Source organism: Tritonibacter horizontis (genome assembly GCF_001518015.1).
Taxonomy (GTDB): Bacteria; Pseudomonadota; Alphaproteobacteria; order Rhodobacterales; family Rhodobacteraceae; genus Epibacterium; species Epibacterium horizontis.
Genome location: NZ_LPUY01000095.1, coordinates 81,543 through 105,502, shown reverse-complemented (window position 1 = coordinate 105,502; position 23,960 = coordinate 81,543). Strand labels below are relative to the sequence as shown.

Annotated in this window: 24 protein-coding genes, 1 tRNA gene and 1 pseudogene; 15 read left to right on the top strand and 11 right to left on the bottom strand. The window is 59.9% G+C overall.

What is annotated here, in order from left to right; translation table 11 throughout:
• Positions 1-27 precede the first annotated feature (27 nt).
• From TRIHO_RS18410 to TRIHO_RS18395, 4 genes are all read right to left on the bottom strand, one after another.
• Positions 28-855: a trypsin-like serine peptidase gene (locus TRIHO_RS18410; protein ID WP_408646199.1), complete on the bottom strand. Its 828-nt coding sequence runs from the start codon at positions 853-855 to the stop codon at positions 28-30.
• A gap of 114 nt (positions 856-969) precedes the next feature.
• Positions 970-2,289: a glycolate oxidase subunit GlcF gene (gene glcF / locus TRIHO_RS18405; RefSeq protein ID WP_068247150.1), complete on the bottom strand. Its 1,320-nt coding sequence runs from the start codon at positions 2,287-2,289 to the stop codon at positions 970-972.
• A gap of 4 nt (positions 2,290-2,293) precedes the next feature.
• Positions 2,294-3,388 carry an FAD-binding protein gene (locus TRIHO_RS18400; RefSeq protein ID WP_068247149.1) on the bottom strand — a complete coding sequence of 365 codons (1,095 nt, stop codon included), beginning with the start codon at positions 3,386-3,388 and terminating at the stop codon, positions 2,294-2,296.
• A 70-nt stretch (positions 3,389-3,458) separates the two neighbouring features.
• Positions 3,459-4,907 carry an FAD-linked oxidase C-terminal domain-containing protein gene (locus TRIHO_RS18395; RefSeq protein ID WP_068247148.1) on the bottom strand — a complete coding sequence of 483 codons (1,449 nt, stop codon included), beginning with the start codon at positions 4,905-4,907 and terminating at the stop codon, positions 3,459-3,461.
• A gap of 81 nt (positions 4,908-4,988) precedes the next feature.
• On the opposite strand from TRIHO_RS18395, the gene TRIHO_RS18390 reads away from it, so the two are divergent.
• Positions 4,989-5,723 (top strand): DUF599 domain-containing protein, encoded by a 735-nt coding sequence (locus TRIHO_RS18390; RefSeq protein WP_068247147.1) that lies wholly within the window; start codon positions 4,989-4,991, stop codon positions 5,721-5,723.
• Between the two features lie 37 nt (positions 5,724-5,760).
• Here the strand turns inward: TRIHO_RS18390 and rlmH are convergent, their stop codons facing one another.
• The 3 genes from rlmH to TRIHO_RS18375 all read right to left on the bottom strand — a co-directional run bounded on the left by rlmH (position 5,761) and on the right by TRIHO_RS18375 (position 8,314).
• Positions 5,761-6,231 carry a 23S rRNA (pseudouridine(1915)-N(3))-methyltransferase RlmH gene (rlmH, locus tag TRIHO_RS18385; protein ID WP_068247232.1) on the bottom strand — a complete coding sequence of 157 codons (471 nt, stop codon included), beginning with the start codon at positions 6,229-6,231 and terminating at the stop codon, positions 5,761-5,763.
• A gap of 213 nt (positions 6,232-6,444) precedes the next feature.
• Positions 6,445-6,804 carry a ribosome silencing factor gene (gene rsfS, locus TRIHO_RS18380; protein ID WP_068247146.1) on the bottom strand — a complete coding sequence of 120 codons (360 nt, stop codon included), beginning with the start codon at positions 6,802-6,804 and terminating at the stop codon, positions 6,445-6,447.
• Between the two features lie 130 nt (positions 6,805-6,934).
• Positions 6,935-8,314 (bottom strand): mechanosensitive ion channel family protein, encoded by a 1,380-nt coding sequence (locus TRIHO_RS18375; RefSeq protein WP_068247145.1) that lies wholly within the window; start codon positions 8,312-8,314, stop codon positions 6,935-6,937.
• A 289-nt stretch (positions 8,315-8,603) separates the two neighbouring features.
• Between TRIHO_RS18375 and leuC the strand changes: the two genes are divergently transcribed.
• The 9 genes from leuC (at position 8,604) to TRIHO_RS23960 (ending at position 15,853) form a co-directional block, all read left to right on the top strand.
• Positions 8,604-10,010, top strand: a complete 1,407-nt coding sequence (gene leuC / locus TRIHO_RS18370) for a 3-isopropylmalate dehydratase large subunit (protein ID WP_068247144.1) — start codon at positions 8,604-8,606, stop codon at positions 10,008-10,010.
• 12 nt (positions 10,011-10,022) lie between these two features.
• On the top strand, positions 10,023-10,628 hold the full coding sequence (gene leuD / locus TRIHO_RS18365; protein ID WP_068247143.1) for a 3-isopropylmalate dehydratase small subunit: 606 nt from the start codon (positions 10,023-10,025) through the stop codon (positions 10,626-10,628).
• A gap of 231 nt (positions 10,629-10,859) precedes the next feature.
• The gene (locus TRIHO_RS23755) at positions 10,860-11,051 is read left to right on the top strand and encodes a hypothetical protein (RefSeq protein WP_131811221.1); all 192 of its coding nucleotides are present in this window, start codon (positions 10,860-10,862) and stop codon (positions 11,049-11,051) included.
• Positions 11,052-11,063: 12 nt separating this feature from the next.
• Positions 11,064-11,894: a hypothetical protein gene (locus tag TRIHO_RS18360; RefSeq protein ID WP_068247140.1), complete on the top strand. Its 831-nt coding sequence runs from the start codon at positions 11,064-11,066 to the stop codon at positions 11,892-11,894.
• On the top strand, positions 11,891-12,925 hold the full coding sequence (locus TRIHO_RS18355) for an endonuclease/exonuclease/phosphatase family protein (protein WP_068247137.1): 1,035 nt from the start codon (positions 11,891-11,893) through the stop codon (positions 12,923-12,925). Before TRIHO_RS18360 ends, TRIHO_RS18355 begins: the two co-directional genes overlap by 4 nt.
• 93 nt (positions 12,926-13,018) lie before the next feature.
• On the top strand, positions 13,019-14,122 hold the full coding sequence (gene leuB, locus TRIHO_RS18350) for a 3-isopropylmalate dehydrogenase (protein ID WP_068247135.1): 1,104 nt from the start codon (positions 13,019-13,021) through the stop codon (positions 14,120-14,122).
• Between the two features lie 178 nt (positions 14,123-14,300).
• On the top strand, positions 14,301-15,257 hold the full coding sequence (locus TRIHO_RS18345; protein WP_068247132.1) for a DMT family transporter: 957 nt from the start codon (positions 14,301-14,303) through the stop codon (positions 15,255-15,257).
• Positions 15,258-15,301: 44 nt separating this feature from the next.
• Positions 15,302-15,378, top strand: a tRNA-Pro gene (locus TRIHO_RS18340).
• A gap of 322 nt (positions 15,379-15,700) precedes the next feature.
• Positions 15,701-15,853, top strand: coding sequence for a hypothetical protein (locus TRIHO_RS23960; protein WP_165595930.1), 153 nt, complete (start codon positions 15,701-15,703; stop codon positions 15,851-15,853).
• Between the two features lie 65 nt (positions 15,854-15,918).
• Here the strand turns inward: TRIHO_RS23960 and TRIHO_RS24425 are convergent, their stop codons facing one another.
• The 4 genes from TRIHO_RS24425 to TRIHO_RS18320 form a co-directional block, all read right to left on the bottom strand.
• Positions 15,919-16,260 carry a DUF2293 domain-containing protein gene (locus TRIHO_RS24425; protein ID WP_082705197.1) on the bottom strand — a complete coding sequence of 114 codons (342 nt, stop codon included), beginning with the start codon at positions 16,258-16,260 and terminating at the stop codon, positions 15,919-15,921.
• 624 nt (positions 16,261-16,884) lie between these two features.
• Complete coding sequence (locus TRIHO_RS18330; RefSeq protein WP_332307241.1) at positions 16,885-17,232, bottom strand: helix-turn-helix transcriptional regulator; 348 nt, start codon at positions 17,230-17,232, stop codon at positions 16,885-16,887.
• Between the two features lie 179 nt (positions 17,233-17,411).
• A complete protein-coding gene (locus TRIHO_RS18325) occupies positions 17,412-17,645 on the bottom strand; it encodes an iron chelate uptake ABC transporter family permease subunit (protein WP_068247127.1) in 234 nt (77 codons plus the stop codon).
• Positions 17,646-17,680: 35 nt separating this feature from the next.
• The gene (locus tag TRIHO_RS18320; RefSeq protein ID WP_207498737.1) at positions 17,681-18,451 is read right to left on the bottom strand and encodes a GntR family transcriptional regulator; all 771 of its coding nucleotides are present in this window, start codon (positions 18,449-18,451) and stop codon (positions 17,681-17,683) included.
• Positions 18,452-18,673: 222 nt separating this feature from the next.
• Between TRIHO_RS18320 and TRIHO_RS18315 the strand changes: the two genes are divergently transcribed.
• From TRIHO_RS18315 to TRIHO_RS23605, 5 genes and pseudogenes are all read left to right on the top strand, one after another.
• Positions 18,674-19,648, top strand: coding sequence for a sialic acid TRAP transporter substrate-binding protein SiaP (locus TRIHO_RS18315; RefSeq protein ID WP_068247124.1), 975 nt, complete (start codon positions 18,674-18,676; stop codon positions 19,646-19,648).
• A 90-nt stretch (positions 19,649-19,738) separates the two neighbouring features.
• Positions 19,739-20,248 carry a TRAP transporter small permease gene (locus TRIHO_RS18310; RefSeq protein ID WP_165595929.1) on the top strand — a complete coding sequence of 170 codons (510 nt, stop codon included), beginning with the start codon at positions 19,739-19,741 and terminating at the stop codon, positions 20,246-20,248.
• Between the two features lie 15 nt (positions 20,249-20,263).
• Positions 20,264-21,541, top strand: coding sequence for a TRAP transporter large permease (locus TRIHO_RS18305; protein ID WP_068247118.1), 1,278 nt, complete (start codon positions 20,264-20,266; stop codon positions 21,539-21,541).
• A gap of 422 nt (positions 21,542-21,963) precedes the next feature.
• Positions 21,964-23,274: an HD-GYP domain-containing protein gene (locus TRIHO_RS18300; protein WP_068247224.1), complete on the top strand. Its 1,311-nt coding sequence runs from the start codon at positions 21,964-21,966 to the stop codon at positions 23,272-23,274.
• 62 nt (positions 23,275-23,336) lie between these two features.
• A pseudogene (locus TRIHO_RS23605) lies at positions 23,337-23,489 on the top strand (IS481 family transposase); the annotation flags it as partial.
• Positions 23,490-23,960 lie beyond the last annotated feature (471 nt).

The window sequence follows — 23,960 nt, the reverse complement described above, 5'->3', positions numbered from 1 at the left end:
TGAACATCATCGACAGTTTCAAGAGGATCAGCGTGAGCGGCTGATAAATTTTGCTCCCATATCATCGCGGCGGGGTTCGCCCACCTGGACCCGGCTGACCCCTGCCGGGAGACGGCTGCCGACGTGGGTTCCCGTCAGTTCCGCCTCCAGCAAGGTCAGCTCTTCGGCGAGCGCCGCCCCGAGCGAAACCGCCTTGCCCTCCACACGCGCCTTTGCCGACACGACCGACACGATGCGCGGGCGGTCACCCTCGAAAGAGAATACAGGCGCGCCGGACGCCCCGAAATCCACGTCACAGGACATCACCAGAACGCCATCCTGTCGCGCCATCACCGCGCAGACTTCCTGCAGGGAGGGCGCTTCGGACCGGTCATGCGCATAGGACACAACCCCCACGCGGGCACCGCGCCGCGGGCGGGCGTCGGTCTCGAAGGGGGTGACGGTGGTGTTCCGGATCGGGCGCTGCAACTGCAACAAGGCGATGTCATTGCGCACCCGGACGGCCGACAATGTGCCGTCATAGATATAGAGCGGGTGCACGACCGCGCGTTTCACAGCGCGATAGGCAGAGGCCCGGCCATTGCGAAACCCGGCCAGAAATTCGATTGTCGTGGGGTCGATCTGCTGCAGCGTCGTCCGGTCAAACAGACAATGCGCCGCCGTCAGCACAAGATCGGGCGCGATCAGCGCGCCGGTGCAGAACCCTTCGCCCTGGCGGTCAAGCCGCCCGACCGCTTCCCAGTCGCGCCCGGCCTCTGTGGTTTCCAGGCTCTTGAGGCGGCTGTCATCCAGCTCTGCCGCCTGCACGAGCTGTGCCAGCGCAACCAATGCCAAAGATAAAATAAATCGCAACACTGGCACCACCGCTTTGCTCCACGTTCCCCGAGTCGCATGTTTGCAAAAGCGCGGGGCGAAATTTGGGCGCGCAAGTGCGACTCGCGCCCCCAAGGTGATGCCGCCTGTGCAGGCCTAGCGCAAGTTCGGAACCGCAGAGTCCGCCGGATTCTGGCTGAGCGCTGGCGGCTTTGGCCCGCCCGTCGCCCAATCCAGCAGCTCGACTGTATGCACAATCGGCACCTTGGTTGCCGAGCCGATCTGCATCATGCAACCGATGTTGCCTGCCGCGATGATATCCGGCGACCTGGCCTCCAAGGTCCGAACCTTGCGCGCCTTCAATTGTGCGGAGATGTCCGGTTGCAGCAGGTTGTAGGTCCCGGCCGAACCACAACACAGGTGGCTGTCGGCCGGCTCCACCACCGTGAAACCTGCCTGTTTGAGCAGGGTCTTGGGATGGGTCTTGATCTGCTGGCCATGTTGCAGGGAGCAGGCCGCGTGATAGGCGACGGTCACGCCCTTCTCCGCCCCTGTCGGCAGGTCGAGTTGCATCAGCAGCTCCGAAATATCCATCGCCAGGCCAGAGACAACCGCCGCATCCGCCGCCAGGGGGTCATTGCGGAACATATGGCCGTAGTCCTTGACCGTGGTGCCACACCCAGAGGTGTTGATGACGATCGCGTCCAACCCCTTGCCGGTTTTCTCGGCCATCCAGGCGCGGATGTTCCGGGCGGCAGCGGCATGGCTTTCGCCCTCGCGCCCCATGTGGTGGGTCAGGGCGCCGCAGCAGCCCGCGCCCTCGGCCACCACCACCTCGCAGCCGAAACGGCGCAACAGGCGGATGGTGGCATCGTTGATATCGGTGTTCAGCGCCTTTTGCGCGCAGCCTGTCATCAGCGCCACCCGTTTGAGCGGCGTGCCGGAGGCGGCAAAGCTCTGCGGATCGTCGTTGCGGCTGACCGGAGGGATCACCTTGGGCGCCATCTCCAGCATCGCCCGCAGGCGGGCGTCAGGCAGCAGCCCCTTGAAGGGCCGGGCCAGCTTGGCCCCCAGCAAGGCCAGCCGAAACCGGGTCGGATAGGGCAGAACCCGCGCCAGCAGCCAGCGCAAGGCCCGATCCGAAAGCGGGCGTTTGTAATGCTTGTCGATATAGGCGCGGGCGTGATCGACCAGATGCATGTAGTGCACCCCCGACGGGCAGGTGGTCATGCAGGCCAGGCAAGACAGGCAGCGATCAATATGCTTGACGGTTTTCTCATCCGGCACACGCTCGTTTTCCAGCATATCCTTGATCAGGTAGATGCGCCCGCGCGGGCTGTCCAATTCGTCGCCAAGCACCTGATAGGTGGGACATGTCGCGGTACAAAACCCGCAATGCACGCAGCTGCGCAGGATTTCATTGGCACGTTGGGTGCCCGGGTCGCGGAGCTGGTTGTCGGTAAAGGTGGTTTGCATGTGATTACCCCATCAGCCCAGGATTGAGAATGCCGCGTGGATCGAACTGCGCCCGGAGCCCGGCCGCCAGCCTGGCCAGCGGTGCCGGTTCCGGGTGGTGACGCGGCAAAACCGTGCCCTCGGCCGCACGGACCAGGGTGGCATGGCCGGGCACCGTCATCGACGCGCGCAGGTCACGTCCGGCAGGCATCAGCGCCCAGATCAATCCACCACCCCAATCACACAGCACCTGTGTCGCGCCCAGCGCCGGGATCAGGGCCACCGCGTCCGTCGGTTTTACCGAAATGCGCCAGACATCCCCTGGCTGCCCCGCCAGAGATGCGACATCGCGGATGCCGCGCCACAGATCCGCACAGTCGGTCAGGACCTCGACGCTGCCCAACTGTCCCAGTATTTTTGTCAGCGCCTCGGCGCGATACCGTACCGAAGCCTCGAACCCCTGCAGCCGCACGTAAGCCGTCCGCACCTGCGGATCGTAGCTGGCGCCGGTCACATCAAACGGGGACCCCAATGCGGCAGAAAGCGCCGCGATTCCTTTTGCAAGATCCAGGTCGCGCACCGTGACGGTCGCAGTTGTTTCCGGCGTTGGCAGGACCTTCAGCGAGACTTCGGACAGCACCCCCAATGTGCCATGCGCCCCGGCCATCAGCTTGACCAGATCATAGCCGGTGACGTTCTTCATCACCCGCCCGCCATTGCGCAACACCTGCCCCTGCCCATCGACGAACCGCACGCCCAGCAGAAAATCCCGCGCCGCGCCGGCCTGAATGCGCCGGGGGCCAGAGATATTGGCGGCAAAGACCCCGCCCATCGTCGGCTCGCCTTGCGTGTGCATCAGCAGGCGGTGATCCATCGGCTCGAACGCCAGTTGCTGGTTTTCCGATGCCAGCAGGGCCTCCACCTCCGCCACCGGCGTGCCGGCCTGGACCACCAATGTCAGCGCACCGGGTTCATAAAGCGTCACCCCGCTCAACCCGCGCGTGGACACGACGTCCCCGTCCAGGACGACACCACGGGTGTTGCCCCCCTGGATCTGCAGCGGCCCCTTGGCGCCAGCAATGAAATCGGCCAGTTCGGCCTCGCTCTGCGGATGTGTCATGTTCAGCGTCTTCCAAATGTCCTGGGGGAGTGGCCATCACAGGCCAGGGGGCAACGCCCCAAGGGCGTGCCTAGGCGGCCGCGATACCTGCGGTTCGGCGGCTTTCGGTGGTCGACAGCGGGAACACCTTGGCCGGGTTCAGCAGCCATGTCGGGTCGAACACGTCCTTGACCCGCAGCTGTGCCTCGATATCCGCCGCGCCATATTGATGCAGCATCAGGTCACGCTTTTCGATGCCGACGCCGTGCTCTCCGGTCAGGCAGCCGCCGACCTCGACACAAAGCTTCAGGATCTCGGCGCCAAAGGCCTCGCACCGTTCCAGATCGCCGGGCTTGTTGGCATCGAACAGGATCAACGGATGCATATTGCCGTCGCCGGCGTGGAACACGTTTGCCACCTTGAGGCCAAACGCCTCGCTCATTTCGCCAATCCTGCGCAGCACAAGCGGCAGCTCCGTGACCGGGATCGTCCCATCGAGGCACATGTAGTCGTTGATCTGCCCCATGGCGCCAAATGCCGATTTCCTTCCCAGCCAGATCCGTGCCGCTTCTTCGGCGTCTGCCGCCTCTCGCAGCTCCACCGGATCATGCCGCCGGGCGATCTCTGCAATCAGGTGCAACTGGTGGGCAATCTCGGCCTCAGACCCTTCGACCTCGACGATCAGCAAGGCCTCGCACATCGGGTATCCCGCCTTGGCAAAGGCTTCGCAGGCTTCGATGCAGGGGCGGTCCATGAATTCGATCGCCACCGGCAGAACCCCGGCCTTGATGATGTCAGAGACGCAGGCCCCCGCGACCTCGTTGCTGTCAAAGGCAATCATCACCGGGCGCGCGCCTTCGGGTTTGTGCAGGATGCGCAATGTGGCTTCGGTCACCACCCCAAGCTGACCCTCGCTGCCGCAGATGACCCCCAGAAGATCCAGGCCCGCCGCATCAAGATGCGCGCCACCGATCTCGATCACGCTGCCATCCATCATCACCATCGTCACACCAAGCAGGTTGTTGGTGGTCACACCATACTTCAGGCAATGGGCGCCGCCGGAGTTCATCGCGATATTGCCGGCAATCGCACAGGCCAGTTGCGACGAGGGATCGGGCGCATAAAAGAACCCGTCTTCCTCGACCGCCCCCGAAACCGACAGGTTCGTGCGCCCGGTCTGCACCCGGATGACCCGGTTGTCATAGTCGGTATCCAGCACCTCGTTCATCCGTGCCACGCCGAGGATCACGCAATCCGCAGTCGGCAAGGCCCCGCCAGCCAGCGAGGTGCCCGCCCCGCGCGGCACCACCGGCACCCCCATGGCATGACAGATCCGCAGCACCGCGGACACCTCCTGCGTGGTCCGTGGCAACACGGCCAGCATCGGCGGACACCGGTAGGCCGTCAGCGCGTCGCATTCGTAGGCGCGGGTTTCCGCCAGATCAGAAATGATGGCATCCGCAGGCAAGACCCGGCCGAGCTGGCGCAGCAGCTCTGCCTTTTGGGCCAGGATGGCGGCATTGGGGGGTGGCATCTCCATGCGGGCTCTCCTCTTTGGTAAAGTAATATTACCAATTTATCTGCTCTGGCAAGGCACAACTGACTGAGCTAGGGTTCCGGCATGATCTGGATCGAGCGCCTCAATCAGTTTTCCATGTGGGATTTCATTGCCCTGGCCTGTTTTATTCTCGGCTGGCTCTGGATTGGCTGGCGCATCGAGAACCCGCGCGAAACGCGCCCTTCGGTCTCGTACCTGATGGCGAATTTCCGGCGGGACTGGATGCAGGAGATGGTCTGTCGCAATCCGAGGATTTTTGATTCGCAGGTGATTTCCTCGCTCCGCCAGGCGACGGCGTTTTTCGCGTCGGCGACAATGGTTGCCCTTGGGGCCGGGCTTGCCCTGGTGGGCGACACGGACCAATTGGCTGGCGTGGCACAGGATCTTGCGCTTGAGACCTCGCCTGAATTCGTCTGGGAGATCAAGATCCTGGTGGTGCTGGCCTTTCTGACCAACGCGTTCCTCGGGTTTGTCTGGTCGCACCGGCTGTTTGGCTATTGCTCTGTCTTGATGGCCGCGGTCCCCAATGACCCCGAGCATCCGCGCGCCTACCCGCGTGCGCGTCAAGCGGCAGAAATCAATATCACCGCCGCGCGCAGTTTCAACCGGGGGCTGCGATCGACCTATTTCGCACTGGCTGGACTTGCCTGGCTGGTCGGCCCCGAAGCGCTGATCCTCGCCACGGTGATCACCTTGGGGGTACTGTATCGCCGGGAGTTCGTGTCCCGGTCGCGGCGTATTCTGATGCAATCGGACGCCAATACGCCGGTCCCCGCCGCACCGGGCCCACAAGCCTGAGCGCCAGCATCAGCGTCAGCGGCGGGTCTCATCCAGGTCAGGTTCTGTGATAGGGGCTGCCGGCCAGAATGGTCGCGGCGCGGTAGATCTGTTCAGACAGCATCACCCGGACCAGCATATGCGGCCAGACCATCTTGCCAAAGGACAACGAGAAATCCGCCTCGGCCCGCAGCGACGGATCAATGCCATCGGCACCACCGATGATCAGAGCCAGATCCTGACGCCCAGTATCGCGCCAATCCGCCAAACGCTTAGCCCAGGCGGGCGAGGACAGGAGCTTGCCGCGTTCATCAAGCGTACAGATCACCGCGCCTTTGGGCAGAGATTTGCGCAACAGGTCCGCTTCGGCGGCCATGCCGGCATTTTTCTTATCCTCAACCTCAACAAGCCGCGCCGGCCCAAGGCCCAAGGCACGGCCGGTCCGGTCGAACCGCTGGAGATAGTCGTCGATCAGTGATTTTTCAGGTCCCGAACGCAGGCGTCCGACCGCGCAGATATGCACACGCATGAAGGCGTCCTCTGGGAATTTGGCGTTGACCGGCACGGATGGCCGAGAGCCACGATGCCGCTGCGGTTCTCTTTCACACGCTTATCCCCGCCCATCCCCGACCCGGTATCGTGCAAGCGCACAGAGGCGGGAGACTGGAGGGATTGCATCGGCCATTGGGCGCGGTCATTGGGTCAGGCATAGCCCGACCCGCAAAGCCCCGCACAAAGGGTATCAGCTGGCGACAGCGCCGGCCGGCAGCCACATCTTTTCGATCTGGTAAAACTCGCGCACTTCCGGGCGGAAGAGATGAACGATGACATCCCCTGTATCGATCAGAACCCAGTCACCGGTGTCCTTGCCCTCAACCTTGCAGATAACACCGAAATCATGCTTCAGCTTCTCGGTCAGTTTCTCGGACATGGCGGCGACCTGACGAGTGGACCGACCAGTGGCCACGACCATATAGTCACCAATCGACGTCTTGCCGCGCAGGTCGATCTGCATGACATCTTCGGCCTTGTCTTCGTCGAGAGAGGTTAGAATGCGCTTCAACAGATCTTCACTGTTGAACGGCTGTGTGGAGGCGGCCATCACGGCTGCTCCGGAGAGGGCGGCAGGTGCCGCCTGAAGTTGGGGTGCCAGGACATTGTCCTCCTTGCTGCGCGCCGCCGGTCCCCCGGCGCTGGGGTCCTGTCAAATGTAGCAAGCCTTGAGGGTTTTTTCAATCGAGCTTCGGCGCAGAGCCGCCCTGCGCCTGCGTTGGGTCTTCGGCGGCCACCTGCACCGCAATCGGGTCGTTCATCAGTCTGACTTCACGTTGCGGGAAGGGGATCGAAATACCCTCGGCCTTAAACGCATCCCAAAGCGCCAGAAACACGTTGCCCCGGATATTTGTCAGCCCGCCGGTCGGATCGCTGATCCAGAACCGCAGGATGTAGTCGACGCTGCTGTCGCCAAAGCCGACGACATGGCAGACCGGACGCATTCCGTCCTGTTCCAGCACCCGGCTGACCGTCATTGCCGCCGCAATGGCCACCTTGCGAACCTTGTGGGGATCGTCGTCGTAGCTGGTGCCAAAGTTGATATCCAGCCGCACGAAGCGGTTGGAATGGGACCAGTTCACCACCTGCGAGGTGATCAGATCCTCGTTCGGGATCAGGTATTCCTTGCCGTCGCGGGTCACCACGGACACGTAGCGTGCGCCCAACGCGTTGATCCAGCCGAAGGTTTCGCCCAACGAGATCACATCGCCGGGTTTGATCGAGCGATCCATCAGGATGATGATCCCCGACACCAGGTTGGAGACCACCTTTTGCAGACCAAACCCGATGCCGACACCGACCGCGCCGGACAGCACTGCCAGCCCGGTCAGGTCAAAGCCGATGGACCGGATCACCACGGTGAACGCAATCCCGTACAGCAGGACCTGCACGGCTTTGCCCGCAAGCACTTGCATTGACGGCGACAGGTCTTCGTTGCGACGCAACCCCCGCTCGGCCAGACCAGCCCCGGCCCGGGCAATGGTCAGCATCGCCGTGGCCAGCACGACCGCCTTGAACACCACCAGCAGAGACAGATGCAGATTGCCAATGTCAAAGGCCACGGAATCAAGGATCGCCGCCGCATCGTCCACCAGGTTGAAGACCGCCAGGGTGGCATAGCCCCACATCAGCCAGGTGGCGAACTTGCGCAGGCTGGGGTTGGCGATAAAGCGCGACACCAGCGCAATGGCCAGCCAGGCAGCAGCAAGCTTGGCGGCGGCCCCGATCAAGTAGCTGCGCGAGGGCCAGGTCACCTCCCGCATCACCGCGTAGACCGCCCAGGACAACAGCGTGAAATAGATGAGGGTCAGCCGCCGCAACACCTGCACCAATAGGCGCAGCCGCCATTTGGGCCAGCCCTCCCGGCTGCGCGCCCAGGTCTCCCAGCGGGCCTGCGTGGCCGCCCGCATAGAGATCGCGGCGAGGATCAGCCCCAGCACGATCACGACCTGATACTGCCGCCACCCCGGCGTCATCACCAGATCCCAGTAGCGCTCGGCGATCCGCAGTAGCGATTGCGCCGTGCCAATCACGAAGTCTGGCAGAACATCCTGCTCCATTGTCGTCCTCCTGAACGGCCAGCATGTCCTGTCCGTTCAGGAGGATGCAAGGAAAACCCGGTGCCACCAGGACAGGCGCGCTGCCACAGAACGAATCTTGATTGTCGGCGGGCGCGGCTATATGCCAGCGGACATGACTCACGTATTGGCTCAGACGATTGCCCTTCAGGACCGCGCGCGACTGCGTGAGCGGTTCTTTGGTGCTGCCCGCACGGTTCTTGCGCGGCTATAAGCCCCGCAGCCAGACCAGTTACGCCAGCTCAAATATCGAACATACGGGAGAGGACCCATGTCCCCCAAAACACTCTATGACAAGATCTGGGATGCGCATGTTGCGCATGAAGCGGAAGACGGCACCTGCCTGCTTTATATCGACCGCCACCTCGTGCACGAGGTCACCAGCCCTCAGGCCTTTGAAGGTCTGCGTCTGGCCGGCCGCAAGGTGCATGCGCCGGACAAGACCATCGCGGTGCCGGATCACAACGTGCCGACCACCCCGGGGCGTGACAACCCCGACCAGATGCCCGAGGACAGCCGCATCCAGGTGGCCGCACTGGACACCAACGCGCGTGAATTCGGCGTACACTATTACCCGGTGAACGACGTGCGTCAGGGGATCGTGCATATCGTCGGCCCCGAACAGGGCTGGACCCTGCCCGGCATGACCGTGGTCTGTGGCGACAGCCATACCGCGACCCATGGTGCTTTTGGCGCCCTGGCGCATGGCATCGGCACCTCCGAGGTGGAGCACGTCCTGGCGACCCAGACGTTGATCCAGAAGAAATCCAAGAACATGAAGGTCGAGATCACCGGTAAATTGTCACCGGGCGTCACCGCCAAGGACATCGTTCTGACCATCATCGGCGAGACCGGCACCGGCGGCGGCACTGGCTATGTCATCGAATATTGCGGTGAAGCGATCCGCGATCTGTCGATGGAAGGCCGTATGACCATCTGCAACATGGCGATCGAAGGCGGCGCCCGCGCCGGTCTGATCGCCCCGGACGAAACCACCTATGCCTATGTCAACGGCCGTCCCCACGCCCCCAAGGGCGCCCAGTGGGAAGCCGCGCTGGCCTGGTGGAAGACCCTCTACTCCGATGACGATGCGCATTTCGACAAGGTGCTGACCATCCGGGGCGAGGACATCGCTCCGACCGTCACCTGGGGCACCTCGCCCGAGGATGCACTGCCGATCACCGCAACGGTCCCCGCCCCCGAGGATTTCACCGGTGGCAAGGTCGAGGCGGCGAAACGCGCGTTGGACTACATGGGGCTGACCCCCGGCATGAAGCTGACCGACATCGAGATCGACACCGTCTTTATCGGGTCCTGCACCAATGGTCGCATCGAAGATCTCCGCGCCGCGGCCGAAGTGCTCAAGGGCAAGAAGGTCAAGGACGGCATGCGGGCCATGGTGGTGCCTGGCTCCGGTCTGGTCCGCGCCCAGGCTGAAGAAGAAGGCCTTGCCGAGATCTTTACCGAGGCTGGGTTTGAATGGCGTCTGGCGGGCTGTTCCATGTGTCTGGCAATGAACCCCGACCAGCTGAGCGAAGGCGAGCGCTGTGCCTCGACCTCCAACCGCAATTTCGAAGGCCGCCAGGGCTTCAAGGGGCGCACGCACCTTGTGTCGCCAGCCATGGCCGCCGCTGCTGCTGTCACCGGCAAGCTGACCGATATCCGCGAGCTGCAGTAAGGAGCCAGCGTCATGAAAAAATTCGAAACCTTCACCGGGATTGCGGCGCCGATGCCGCTGGTCAATATCGACACCGATATGATCATTCCCAAGCAGTTCCTGAAAACCATCAAACGCTCCGGCCTTGGCGTGCACGCTTTTGACGAGATGCGGTTTGATCGCGATGGCAACGAGAATCCCGACTTCATTCTCAACAAGCCTGCCTACCGCGAAACCTCGATCCTGGTGGCCGGTGACAACTTCGGCTGCGGCTCCTCGCGCGAGCATGCGCCCTGGGCGCTGGAAGATTTCGGTATCAAGGTCGTGGTCTCCACCTCCTTTGCCGATATTTTCTTCAACAACTGCTTCAAGAACGGCATGCTGCCCATCGTGCTGCCACAGGAGCAGGTGGACCTGCTGATGGCGGACTCCGAAAAAGGCGAAAACGCCCGGATGACCGTGGATCTGGAAGCGCAGGAAATCACCACCTCTGATGGCGAAGTGATCAAGTTCGACGTCGATCCCTTCCGCAAGCATTGCCTGCTGAACGGTCTCGACGATATCGGGCTGACACTGGAAAAGGGCGATGCAATCCAGGCTTTCGAAGCCAATGCCGCTCAGGCCCGCCCCTGGGTCTGAGACCTGAGGGCCGCTGACCGCTGTCGGCGACAGGCAACTATCACAGATGGGCCGCTCCGGTTTGGGCGGCCCATCTTACATGCGGGCCCTTGCGGGCGGGTTCCGCGGTGGCTGAAACACACCAAAAGGCACAAATTTGCCATAATTTTTAACTTCTAAAGACAAGCCGCAGCCCGCCCCTGTTGTACAAGGATCGCGCAACGACACGCCGGTAAGTCGATGATTTCCTGATTGAACATTGATGCAGCCGGGCATCACATCCGCAGCGGTGTTTCAAATTTGAGACATTTCCACCCCGTTGCGCTTGAGAAAAGCCGCGACGGCGTGCAGGATTGGGGCAAAAATGAGGCAGAGCAGTCTGGCATGAGTCAGGGTGCTTCATACCGGGTCATTCCACAAAAAAACCGGAAGACCCCTGGGTGAAGGAACACACAAGTGCTTGCACGCATGACGAGCGCGGCCATTCGCGGGCTATTGGTGGCATTGCTGATCGCGTTGCCCTCGTTGCTGTTGCCGGTTGCGGCGACGCAATCTCCGGAAATCGTGACACTTATGGCCCTGCTGGCCGGCGGGCTGGTCTTTGCCGAGTATTACTCGCACTTTCCCAGCTTTCTTGAATTCCGCAACGCCCCGCCCCTCAACCGCAGCCGGTTTTTCTTTATTGCGCTCTGCATGGTCCTGCTGAGCCTGCTTGCCAGCCATCCCTTTCAGCCCACCGGCCTGACCGCATTGGTGCACAAAATGGCCTTGAGCCTAGGCGAAAAGCTGGATTTTGCCTATTCGCCCGTGCAGCTGACCCGGCTGATGATGCCGACCGATGTGCCGCAATACACGGTGGAACTGGTGCGGGCCGCGGCTGGCCTTGCCTATCTTATCTCGTTGATCTCTGTCGCCTATTTCGCCTGCGTGATCCGGCTGCGCAACTGGCCGCTGTCCAACGGCGCTTTTAATGTCTGGGTCAACCTGCCACTGTTTGACCCCACCACCGGCGGCGATGTGGTGACGCGGCTGCAGCGTGATGCCAAACTGCACATCATTGCCGGCGTCCTGATGCCGTTCCTGGTTCCGGCGCTTATCCAGATGTCAGCCAGCCTGTTTGATCCGGCGTTGCTGGGCAATCCACAGCTGCTGATCTGGTGCGTGACCGGCTGGGCAATGGTGCCTGCCAGCATGATCACGCGCGGCATGGCCCGCCTGCGGGTTGCTGATCTGATCGAACAGAAACGCCGCTCCTTCGACCACGACAAGGACCTGCAGACGGTATGAGACGGGCCGCAGCAGCCAGTGCGGCCTTGCTGTTCTGGCTTGTCTCCGGCGCTGTCTTGCCTGCGCAAACCGTGCGTCTGGCGACCTTCAATACCGAACTCAGCCGTAAGGGGCCGGGCCTGCTGCTGCGGGACCTGCTGCGGGATACCGATCCTCAGATCACCGAAGTGCTCGCGACCATCGTTACGGCGGATGCGGACATCCTCGCCCTGCAAAGCATTGACTGGGATCACGACAGCCAGACGCTGGAAGCCTTGCAACAGCGCCTGGCAGAGGCCGGGATGCCCTATCCCTACAGCTTCACGCGGCGACCGAATGCAGGCGTTGCCTCGGGTTTGGACCTGGATGGCGATGACCGGCTGGGCGAGCCGGAGGATGCCTGGGGCTGGGGACGTTTTACCGGCCAAAGCGGCCTTGCGCTGCTGTCCCGACACCCAATCGTCGCAGCAGATGCCATCGACCTGACCGACATCCGGTGGCACACGCTGCCGCATCACCGGATGCCCCGGACACAAGACGGCCAGCCCTACCCCAATGCGGATATTGCGCAAGTGCTGCGCCTGTCCTCTGTCAGCCATTGGGCCGTACCGATCCAGATTGCAACGGGCAGCCGCCTGTGGGTGATGACCTTTCACGCCGCACCGCCGGTGTTTGATGGACCAGAAGACCGCAACGGACGCCGCAACGCGGATGAAATCCTGCTCTGGCAGCATTTCCTGGATGGGGCACTGGGTGAGACCTATGGCCCCGTGCCTCAGCCCCCATTTGTCCTGCTTGGCGATGCCAACAATGACCCGCTTCGCGGCGAGGGGCACAAGGATGCGCTTTTGCAATTGCTGAACGACCCGCGCCTTTCGGCCCCTATTCCCCAAGACGAAACCGGCGCCTCTCACACCGTGGTTTGGGACAGCACCGGCCCGATGCGGGTGGACTATATCCTGCCCTCCTCCGAGCTCACGGTTGTGGGCTCCGGCATCCTGCGCAGTGCGGGCAGCCGGCATGGGTTGGTTTGGATCGATATCCAACGCTGAACCGCCCTCTGGCGCAGGATTATGACCCGCCATTATTGACCCGGCGACAACAGCCCGCTAGGCCCATTGGCAACACGCCAAAGGAGTAATTGCATGTCCAATCCATCGATTCTGATTTTGCCCGGTGACGGTATCGGCCCCGAGGTCATGACAGAAGTCAAAAAGGTCATTTCCTGGTTCGGCGCCAAGCGCGACATTCAGTTCGATGTGAGCGAGGACCTGGTCGGTGGCGCCGCCTATGACGCCCATGGGACACCGCTGCATGATGACACCATGGCCCGCGCGCAGGAGGTTGATGCCGTTCTGCTTGGCGCGGTTGGTGGCCCGAAATATGACGAGCTGGATTTCTCCGTGAAACCAGAGCGCGGCCTCTTGCGCCTGCGCAAGGAAATGGACCTGTTCTCCAACCTGCGCCCGGCACAGTGTTTTGACGCGCTGGCAGATTTCTCCTCGCTGAAAAAGGACGTTGTCGCGGGTCTGGATATCATGATCGTGCGCGAACTGACCTCCGGTATCTATTTCGGCGAACCCCGTGGCATCTTCGAAGAAGGCAACGAGCGCGTCGGCATCAATACCCAGCGCTACACCGAAAGCGAGATCGACCGCGTGGCCCGGTCCGCGTTTGAATTGGCCATGCGTCGCGGCAAAAAACTCTGTTCGATGGAAAAAGCCAACGTGATGGAGTCTGGCATTCTGTGGCGTGAAGTCGTCACCGAAGTCGCCAAGGACTACCCCGAGGTGGCGCTGTCGCACATGTATGCGGACGCCGGTGCGATGCAGCTGTGCCGCTGGCCCAAGCAGTTCGATGTCATCGTCACCGACAACCTGTTCGGCGACCTCCTGTCCGATGCCGCGGCGATGCTGACCGGCAGCCTTGGCATGTTGCCCTCGGCCTCGCTTGGGGCCCCGATGGCCAATGGCCGCCCCAAGGCGCTGTATGAACCCGTTCACGGCTCCGCACCGGATATCGCCGGTCAGGGCAAGGCGAACCCCATCGCCTGTATCCTGTCCTTCGCCATGGCGCTGCGCTACAGCTTTGACCTTGGCAGCGAAGCGGATCGCGTTGAAGCCGCCGTCGAAACCGCGCTGGCCAACGGTGCCCGCACCGCCGACCTGCTGGGCGAAGAAGGGGCGACGCCGATCTCCACCTCGGAAATGGGCGATGTGATCGTGGCGGCGCTGGACGCAAGCCTCTGATCTGATTGAGCCATCACGACAAGACGAGGCCGGGGTGATCCCCGGCCTTTTGTGTTTCACGCCGCCAAAAACCTTGCCCCAAGGTTGCATTCCACCCTTGCAAGCGCCCCCCTGGCGGAGTTAGCGCTATAGGGACCCTGCCGATGCCATGTTTCCCAATAGCCATTCTGGTGACAAAATGAATATCAAAGCTGCCATTTTTGCCCTCATCGCCTATGCGATTTTTTCATCCCATGACGTTGTGGTGAAATTTGTCAGCGCCGAAGTCTCCGCCTTTCAGATTGTCTTCTTTTCCAGCCTTTTGTCCTTCCCCTTGTTAACGATGTTGATGGTGCGCGATGCGACACCCGGCACCCTGCGGCCGAAGCATCCGGTCTGGACCGCCATGCGGTCGCTGTCGATGTCGGTGATCCCCGCCTGTGCCTTTTACGCGTTTTCGGTGCTGCCACTGGCCCAGACCTATGCGCTGCTGTTTGCAACCCCGCTGCTGATCACGCTGCTTTCCATTCCGGTCCTGGGGGAAAAGGTTGGCCTACCCCGGATGGCGGCTGTGCTTGTTGGCTTCATCGGCGTGATGATCGTGCTCCGGCCAGGGGAAACGGAATTGGGCCTTGGCCATGCCGCCGCCCTGCTCGCCGCCTTTGGCAACGCTTTCCAATCGGTGATCCTACGCAAGCTGAGCAATGTCGAGCGCCGGGTCGTATTGATGCTGTTTCCGATGCTGACGACCGTGGTGGTCATGGGGATGGCGCTGCCCTTCGTCTACGTCCCGCTGGCGCCGACTGAAATGGGCGGCCTGGCGGTCATCGCCGTCTGCGGTTTCTGCGCCACCCTCTTGCTGGTGAATGCCTATTCCATCGGCGAGGCCGCCATCGTCGCGCCGATGCAATATTCCCAGATCATCTGGGCGACCATCTTTGGCATTCTGCTGTTTGGCGAGGATGTGGACCTCCTGACCCTGGTCGGTGCCGGGATCATCATTGCGAGCGGGGTCTATATCGTCCTGCGCGAAGCGCGCGGCGGCCGGTCTCACAACACGCCGGTCCTGCAGACCCGCAGCCGGGCTGTCACAAGCAGCGGCATGAATGTGTCCTTCTTCCTGAAACGGAATTCTGCGGAAAATCAATCCGAATAGGGCTTGCCAAAAACCGGCCACAGCGGTAATTCACGCGCCACGGTCGGAGCGTAGCTCAGCCTGGTAGAGCACTGTCTTCGGGAGGCAGGGGCCGGAGGTTCGAATCCTCTCGCTCCGACCAATAAAACAAGGCGCCTTCGGGCGCCTTTGTTGTTTTCACCGCTCTTCCGCAATGATATCCGCAACGTTTCAATTCTGACGTTCCGCAAATTAGGCATCGGCGTGCCCGCTACCGTGTTGAAGCCCTCGTCGACCGGATGGTTTTTCTATTCCGCACCAACTCGCCCACGTCAGGTAAAAACTTGAGCCGAAAGCTGAAGGTGGAACTGGGCGCCGCACCCTACGTTCAGGATCTCAGCAACAGGAGAGCGTGGGAACACTGGGGGGCGCCCTTCCCTCCGACATCTGCGGGGCAGTTACACGGGCAGCATTTTGCCATTCTTATGCAAGACCCCACTCCCAAACGGGTTACTACTGCACTGGATATCATCCATCGCAGCTACGCCATCGTCGGACCGGTGGAGCTGCATCTGCTTGAGATCTCCGTAGACTTTTATCCGAAGGCGCGTTTCAGCGCAGCTTCTGCCTCTGCCTGAAATCCTTCACCATATCCTGTCCGGATTTGCTTTCCTGCGTCGAGGATAGCGGTCACCGCATTTTCCTAGGACTTCGGTTTTCGGCTACGTCTCCGTTTTTTCTTCTTGATGCGAACCGGAGCGCCCTTCCTCCATTGTGCAGTAATTTCATTCACGCGGTCCGACACCCATAACCTTGCCTCGCGTCTAGTGAGACTGTAGCGCTTAAGTAGTGGTTCATAGACCGTCAAATGATGCCGGATGTAATTTGACACCACAATTCCTGTGGCTTTTGGTAGGTTCGCATCCTTCCAATCCCGATCGGCGATCCGGTGGATCAGCTCTGATTTGAATTCTTCTGGACAGGCTGGGTATTCGAGGGACAGATATTCTGCCGCAGTTTCTCTGTCGAATTTTCTAATAATCATCCCGAAACAGCTCGTGACCACTGTTCAGGAGGATAGCTTGGATTTACTCCAGCAACCTTACGACCAAGTCGATGTTTCCATTTGAATGCTCCCGTCGACGCTTCAAACGTTTTCTTGCGGCAACCGCTCATCGAAAACGGAACTGAGAAACCCTCAGTAAAACAAAGGGACAGGTCTTCGTTCTGGAAGATCGACACAACATGAGTGTCATCTAGTATGCTTTCCTGGTGAACAGCTTTTCCTGATGCAACCTTGAGAAAAATCGAAAACCAGGCCGAATTTGTCAACTTTAGGTAAACATTGGGTAAACATTCCGAGGTCAAATCGGGTCTGTTTGGGCCATTTTCATGGAGCGAATGTTTACATGGGGGAGTTTGAGGTAAACATTGGTCAATGCAATGTAAACATCGATGTAAACATCTCGGGACTCGGCGACGGTGCATCATCCATCCATTCCTTTTCCCGGTGCGTTCGCAACAGTGGGTATGTGCAGTTGCCGCTTTTTGATCAGCCGCCGAAGAAGTTGAACACAATTCAGGGTGGGATGCGGATCTTGAGATCTGCTCACATCTCGCAAAAACCGCAACCATGCTCGTTCATTTACTGTCAACTCGCTTTCCTGGGTCATTTTCCGAATATCCCCTTGATGGCAGCTTGACCTCTGCTGGTTAGCCTTGGGTCGGTGTTGCCGGACGCATCTCTGATCGCAACAAGCCAACCTGTCTCGTTTTCGGAAACAGGCGTTCCCAAGATATCGAGGATCGCTTGAGCTGCGGTGTCACCGACTGTCTGTTCCATTGCTAACCGAAGCAAATAGGCAGGATCACACTCCAGTGCTTTTGCCATTGAAGGGACCCGGTCCAACGGCAGCTTGCTGGCGCCGGATTTAATCATGCTGACCACGTTCGGGTTTGTGAACCCTGCGTCCGCCGCAATTTCAGCCTGTGATTTCCGGGGTTTCAGCTCAAGCACACGACGATCTATGTAGTGCGCCAATCGGGTCTCTCAGAAGGGTCTTTTAGCCATGCATTCCTCTTTGATCTGCAATACGCAACTGCGTCTATTCAGTTATAGCGATGGTGCGATGGGGATTTGAGGAGGGTGCATGGGAACGCTCTTTACGCTCGTCTTTCTCTTGGGAAGCGCAAAACCTAGATGCGGCGAAGGCGCCAGCAAAGGCTCCCCAGCGACAGCGAGAGGCTGCCTGCGCCGACGCCGAGAACTATCACGCAGACCGCGCCGGTCGACGCGCCCGCCGAGACGCCGAGGACAAAGGGTTCGGCCAGCGAGTTGCGGAGAAGCGCCTGGAGGATCGCCCCGCACATCGCCAGGCCCGCTCCTGCAAGTGCGGCCACCAGCGCCCGGCTGAGCCGCAGGTTTGACACGACGCTCTGCTCGATCGGTGCGATCTCTGCGCCGGTCAGCCGTCTAGCGGGTAGTCGTGAACAAAGTAGTCGGGCCAAAGTTCTCGAAACACTTTGATGTCAAGTTGCAGCTTGTCGAGGTGGGTTTCCATCGCCTCGGCGGCGGCAACTGTATCGCCGCGCTCAATCGCGTCGACCACGGCAGCATGTTCCTTGATCACCATCCCGACACGCCCTTCCTGGGGCAACGTCAGGTGCCGGTAGCGGTCCACTTGTAGCTTGATCTGACGGACCAGCTCCCAAATCCCATTATACCCCGCCATCTTTGCCAACATGGCGTGAAAATCTTCGTCCACCTGGTGAAAGCGTGGCAGGTCCTCGGGTGTCACAATTTCACGCTGACGTTCGACAAGGGCGCGCAGCTCGAGCACTGCGCTTTGCGTCGCGACTTCGGCGGCGCGTCTAGCCACCACAGATTCAAGAGCGCGACGCGCCACAAGCGCTTCGATCAGGGCCGAGACGGGAATTCGCCCTACGAAAGTGCCCGACTTGGGCACGATCTCAACTAGCCGCTCCTTCGCCAGTCGCAGCAGCGCTTCCCGCACCGGCGTCCGACTCACCCCGTGTTCGGCAGCAAGGTGCGTCTCAGAGATCGCGGTGCCTGGGCGCAAGACCATAGTGGCAATGGCCGTATGGAGATTCTCATGGATGATGTCCGCCGCCGTGGTGTGGACGGAATGACCGAATCGCGCGGGACCATGCGGCGGTTGACTGGGCGCACGGCGGGAACGTCCCTCGATCTGCTGCGAAGATTTTTTCGTCGGCAACGACCTGCCCCCCTAGCGCTAACCTCTGTAAAAACCTGAAGGTTCTTCTACAAAGCTCCCGCTCTGAAACCAAGGCAATCCAACTGCACGGATACGCCTTTTTGCGACAGGTGGATCAAATTCTTGTATGCTTGGTATACGAAGTATACAAGTTATTTGCGGCTGGCTCGGAGGAGAGCCGGTTTAAGACGCCAGCACTCGGCGTCCCAACGGGAGGAAAACATGTTTATCAAGAAACTTACCGGCCTTGCCTTGGCCGCTGCCATGGTCGTGGGCGCAAACAGCGCCGCGCTGGCCCAGCAAGCGCTCAAATGGGCACATGTCTACGAAGAAGGCTCTGACTACCACCAAGTCGCCCTCTGGGCCGCGGAAGAAGCCCGCAAGCGCACCGAAGGCCGGATCGACATCCAGGTTTTTCCTGCGTCATCGCTTGGTAAGGAAGTGGAGATCAACGAAGGTCTCGGCATCGGCGCGGTGGATATCATCTATACCGGTCCGAGCTTCGTCGAACGCTACTATGGCCCGATCGCGATTTCCGACTACCCGTTCATCATGCGAGGTTACGACCACTGGAAGGCCTATCGCGAAAGCGATCTTTTTGCTGAGTTGTCCGATGGCTACAAGGATGCCACCGGCCATACCGTGATGGGGCTGGTCTACTACGGTCAGCGTCATGTAACCTCGAATTTTCCGATCGAAAAACCGTCTGACATGGAAGGTCTAAAGATCCGGGTGCCCAATAGCCCTGTAATGCTGATGTTCCCCAACGCGGTTGGTGCGAACCCGACCCCGATGGCCTTTTCCGAGGTCTATCTGGCTCTGCAACAAGGCGTGGTCGACGCGCAGGAAAATCCCCTGCCGACGATACAATTCAAGAAGTTCTACGAGGTCCAGTCCAACATCAACCTGACGGGTCATATCCTGAACTCGCTGCTCATCATTGCGTCTGACAGCGCTATCGGCCGTCTTGGCGACGATGCCGAGATCGTGGAAACAGTGCTCAAGGAAGCCGCCGCCAAGGCTTCGCAGGGCATCTACGACTCCGAGCAGAGCCTCGTGCAGTGGTTCCGTGACGAAGGCATCAATGTCAACGAGATCGACAAGCAGCCCTTTCAGGACGCAGTCAAACCAATGCTGACCGACCCGGATCAGGTGCCCTACGAGATGGAGCACTTCGAGCGGCTTCAGGCACTGTGAGGCGTATGGACCTCCATGAGCTCAACCCAACATCCAAACGGCGAGGGGGGCGGTCGCGATGCGGCCGACCCCTTTGTCACCAATGAAACCGTGCCTGAACCCCTGGACTTCAAGCTTGTAGATTTGCCCGGTTTGCTGACCCTCTGGGGTCTGGCGGTGATCGTCTTTCTGCAATTCTTCACCCGCTATGTGCTCAACGACAGCCTCGCCTGGACCGAGGAAATCGCCCGCTACGTGTTGATCCTCGTGGCGTTTTTTGGCGCGGTCAGCGTGTCGCGCAAGGGCACACATATTTTCCTGGATTTTTTCTATCGCTACTTGCCCCCGCGCGTTGGTAAGTGGCTGACGGTCTCAATGGAGGCCCTCACCTGCTTTTTTTGGGGCTATATGGCATGGGTTGGAATTGAATTAGCCCAAAAAACCAAAACCAAAATGGCCTCTGCCGAAATTCCAAAAAGCCTTGTTTACTGGTGCGTCGTGATCGGCCTTGTCGGCATGGCGCTGTATTCGGCGATTTGGCTGATCCGCAAGATCCGCACCCCTCCCGAGCAGGTGATCGCCGACCTCGAGGATCACGCCCTTTCCGACATCAAGAACTGACGAAAGCCCCCACATATGACACTCGCCCTTATGTTCGTGATCTTGTTTCTGCTCCTGATTATCGGCGCGCCGGTTGCCGTGGCGCTTGGCACCGCATCGCTGTTTTTCATTGCGACCAGCGGGATGCCCGATGTTGTAGTGCTGCATAACATGGTCAACGGGATCAATTCCTTCCCGCTGATCGCGGTGCCATTTTTCATCCTTGCCGGACATCTGATGAATTCATCAGGTATCACCACTAAGATTTTCGCCTTTGCTCGAGCCACTGTCGGCTGGATGTATGGGGGGCTCGGTCACGTCAATGTCGGCGCCAGCGTTATCTTTGCCGGCATGTCAGGGGCCGCGGTCGCGGATGCAGGCGGTCTTGGCAATATCGAGATAAAGGCAATGCGCGAGGCGGGCTACGATTCCGATTTTTCAGTCGGGATCACCGCAGCGTCATCGACCATCGGTCCCATCATCCCGCCATCGTTGCCACTGGTTGTCTATGGTGTGATCGCGAACGCCTCCATTGGCCAGCTGTTCGCCGCCGGTCTTGTTCCAGGGCTGATCATGGCGATGTCGCTGATGATCATGGTGGCGGTTTACTCGCGGATACGGAACTACCCGCGCGATGACCGATTTCGGGGCAGCGTGTTCTTGCGCACGTTGGTCGATGCTTTGCTGCCGCTTTTCACGCCAATTATCATCGTCGGCGGGATCCTGACCGGGGCATTCACACCCACCGAGGCCGCAATCGCCGCCGTGGCCTATGCCATGATACTGGGCCTTTTCGTTTACCGGACGCTGACGCCACGCCGCATCCTGAATGTGTCGATGGAAACAGTAGAGACAACCGCATCAATCATGGTGATCGTCGCGGCCTCGGCCATTTTTGGCTGGATCTTGACCGCCAACCAAGTGGCCCAGAAATTCGCTGGGGTGTTGCTGACGATGACTGACAGCCCGACGATGATCATCCTCGTCATCATGTTGATCGTGTTGGTCGTCGGGTGTTTCATGGAAACCATCGCCGCGATCACCATCCTGACGCCTGTGCTCCTGCCGGTCGCAGTGCAGATGGGGATTGACCCGGTTCATTTCGGCATCATTCTGATCCTCAACCTGATGATTGGCCTCCTGACCCCCCCCGTCGGGATGGTGCTCTACGTTCTGTCAAAGGTCTCAGGCGTGCCCTTCGAGCGATGCGTGATGGCCACCCTGCCGTTCCTCGCGCCGCTATTGTTCGTATTGCTCCTGCTCACCTTCGTGCCGGCCCTGTCAATGTGGTTGCCGACGATGATCTATCGCTGAACGGCTGACCTGCCCCCCAATATGCGCGGATCCCGGCGAGGCCTATCAGACCTATTGGAGCCGAGAGATCGTAGTGACAGCAACCCAACGACCGCTGTAAAAGTGGCGCACCTCCGGCTTTACCACCGCCGGACGCTGTTCGTGCGAGCTTAGGCCACGACTGGCACTGAATTGAAACAACAACGCCGGTCTGGATGTGCCCGTTTACATCAGCTCTTGTCCGGCGATCGGGGATTAGCTCAAGGGATCAAGAAAATCTCACTATGCGCGCGGGCGTTAGAGTGGTGTTCATTTCGTGCCCCTATCTCTTGTTCATGCTTGTGCCCCCCGCTCTCTCTTTCCCGAACGTGAAAAGCCTCTACAACGCAGTCCGTTCGCCTCCATCTGCGCAAGCGCTTCGGCTTGGATCTTTGCTGGGCGCAATGAGCTACGCACTTGACATGACAGAAGGGCAGCCACCCGGACATTGCATCCGCTGTTGTTGGATCGGGACGCGCATCGGGCACGCCTTGGGCATGACCGGAAAAGAATACGAAGATCTTTATTTTACCCTCTTGTTGAAAGACCTTGGATGCAGCAGCAACGCTGCGCGGATCTGCGATCTCTATATTGCCGATGACATAGCTTTCAAACGCGATTTCAAGATGATCGACGGAAGCCTTTCGGCGGCGTTGCGCTTTGTCTTTAACAATACCGGCCTCGGCGTCGGGCTGAGTGAGCGGTTGCGGGCAACCGTCAATATATTGCGCAACGGCGGAGAAATCAGTCGCGAGTTGATTGAGACCCGCTGCAATCGTGGCGCGGAAATAGCTGCGAAGATGCGCTTCTCCAAGCAAGTCCAAGAGGGAATAAGGTCGCTCGACGAGCATTGGGATGGCGGAGGCAAGCCCGAGGGCAGGAGGGGCCATGATGTGCCCAGCATTTCGAACATCGCCCTGATGTCACAGGTCGTGGACATCTTTCATTCAGCTCAGGGTCCAGACGCGGCACTAGCCGAAATCTTGGGGCGCTCGGGCGGCTGGTTTGATCCAACCCTTGTCGCCGCCCTTGAGACGGCGAGTGCGGCTCCCGACTTTTGGACCCGCCTGAAAGATCCATGCCTGGAGGAGCATGTCTTCGCGCTTGACCCGAGCGAAACGACCGAAACTGTGGACGACGAATACCTTGACGAAATCGCATCCGCCTTTTCTGACGTCGTCGACGCGAAATCCCCTTTTACAGCCGACCATTCCAATAGGGTGACGCTCTATACCGATATGATTGCAGAGGAGCTTGGACTTCGGGCTGATCATCGTCGCTGGCTCCGACGGGCAGCGCTCCTACACGATCTTGGAAAATTGGCGGTGAGCAATCAAATTCTGGACAAGCCCGGGCGCCCGGATGAGGCCGAATGGGCCGCAATCAGGAAGCATCCGGAATACAGTCAGAAAATTTTGGAAAGGGTCTCGGCCTTCAGAGACATTGCACCTGTCGCCGGGGCACACCATGAACGAATGGATGGCAAGGGATATCCTGCCGGGTTGGGAGCAGAAGACCTGTGCCTCGAAGCCCGCATACTGACCGTCGCAGATGTATTCGACGCTCTGACCGCTGAAAGGCCCTACCGTGCTGCAATGCCAATAGAAGAGGCGCTAAACATCATGGCTGAAGATGTTGGCAAGGCTTTTGACCCTGATTGCTTCGTGGCATTGCAACGAGGACTGGCACAGCTGGCAACTGCGAACGAAGGTTGAGCAATTGTCGAAACCAGTCTCTGAAAGCTGCAGCGCAACCGTAGCGCGGCGGACGAACGGACCTTGCCGACTTCATGGACGCATACAACTTCGCACGCAGGCTAAAGACCCTGAACGGCCTCACACCCTACGAATACATCTGCAAAATCTGGACTTCAGAGCCAGATCGATTCATCATCAATCCAATCCATCAGACGCTGGGACTGAACACCTAGGCTCAATTTCGTGCACGCATATCGCGTTCTTCTAGTATATTGAGTGCACCCGATTTTTCCCAAAAGAAGCAAGACCGTGTTGCGCCGCAACGAAACCGCAACGATTGAGATACTTTCAGCGGCACTCAGCGACCGACACAAGGCTTCAAGCACGTTGTTTTTATGGAGTTCATGATAGAGGCACGCCTTCGGGAGGCAGGGGCCGGAGGTTCGAATCCTCTCGCTCCGACCAATAAAACAAGGCGCCTTCGGGCGCCTTTGTTGTTTTTACACAGTGCTCTGCGGTTCATTCCCCCTGATGTCGGTCAAACCTCAAAAGAGCTGAGACGATCCTCGGAAACGCTGCTCGGTCAGCCTGTCCCTTTGCGGGAAATTATGCAGTCAATTGCAGTCCAATTTGTCCAGATCGTCGGGTTTTGACAGCAGAACACCGCCGACAGGCTTGTGAGACCTCTCAGACTCGCCCAAAAC

Coding starts and splice junctions, on each gene's coding strand:
- glcF (WP_068247150.1), bottom strand. CDS start 2,289: ATGCAAACCACCTTTACCGACAACCAGCTCCGCGACCCGGGCACCCAA.
- TRIHO_RS18400 (WP_068247149.1), bottom strand. CDS start 3,388: ATGACACATCCGCAGAGCGAGGCCGAACTGGCCGATTTCATTGCTGGC.
- TRIHO_RS18395 (WP_068247148.1), bottom strand. CDS start 4,907: ATGGAGATGCCACCCCCCAATGCCGCCATCCTGGCCCAAAAGGCAGAG.
- TRIHO_RS18390 (WP_068247147.1), top strand. CDS start 4,989: ATGATCTGGATCGAGCGCCTCAATCAGTTTTCCATGTGGGATTTCATT.
- rlmH (WP_068247232.1), bottom strand. CDS start 6,231: ATGCGTGTGCATATCTGCGCGGTCGGACGCCTGCGTTCGGGACCTGAA.
- rsfS (WP_068247146.1), bottom strand. CDS start 6,804: ATGGCCGCCTCCACACAGCCGTTCAACAGTGAAGATCTGTTGAAGCGC.
- TRIHO_RS18375 (WP_068247145.1), bottom strand. CDS start 8,314: ATGGAGCAGGATGTTCTGCCAGACTTCGTGATTGGCACGGCGCAATCG.
- leuC (WP_068247144.1), top strand. CDS start 8,604: ATGTCCCCCAAAACACTCTATGACAAGATCTGGGATGCGCATGTTGCG.
- leuD (WP_068247143.1), top strand. CDS start 10,023: ATGAAAAAATTCGAAACCTTCACCGGGATTGCGGCGCCGATGCCGCTG.
- TRIHO_RS18355 (WP_068247137.1), top strand. CDS start 11,891: ATGAGACGGGCCGCAGCAGCCAGTGCGGCCTTGCTGTTCTGGCTTGTC.
- leuB (WP_068247135.1), top strand. CDS start 13,019: ATGTCCAATCCATCGATTCTGATTTTGCCCGGTGACGGTATCGGCCCC.
- TRIHO_RS18345 (WP_068247132.1), top strand. CDS start 14,301: ATGAATATCAAAGCTGCCATTTTTGCCCTCATCGCCTATGCGATTTTT.
- TRIHO_RS23960 (WP_165595930.1), top strand. CDS start 15,701: ATGCAAGACCCCACTCCCAAACGGGTTACTACTGCACTGGATATCATC.
- TRIHO_RS24425 (WP_082705197.1), bottom strand. CDS start 16,260: ATGATTATTAGAAAATTCGACAGAGAAACTGCGGCAGAATATCTGTCC.
- TRIHO_RS18315 (WP_068247124.1), top strand. CDS start 18,674: ATGTTTATCAAGAAACTTACCGGCCTTGCCTTGGCCGCTGCCATGGTC.
- TRIHO_RS18305 (WP_068247118.1), top strand. CDS start 20,264: ATGACACTCGCCCTTATGTTCGTGATCTTGTTTCTGCTCCTGATTATC.
- TRIHO_RS18300 (WP_068247224.1), top strand. CDS start 21,964: ATGAGCTACGCACTTGACATGACAGAAGGGCAGCCACCCGGACATTGC.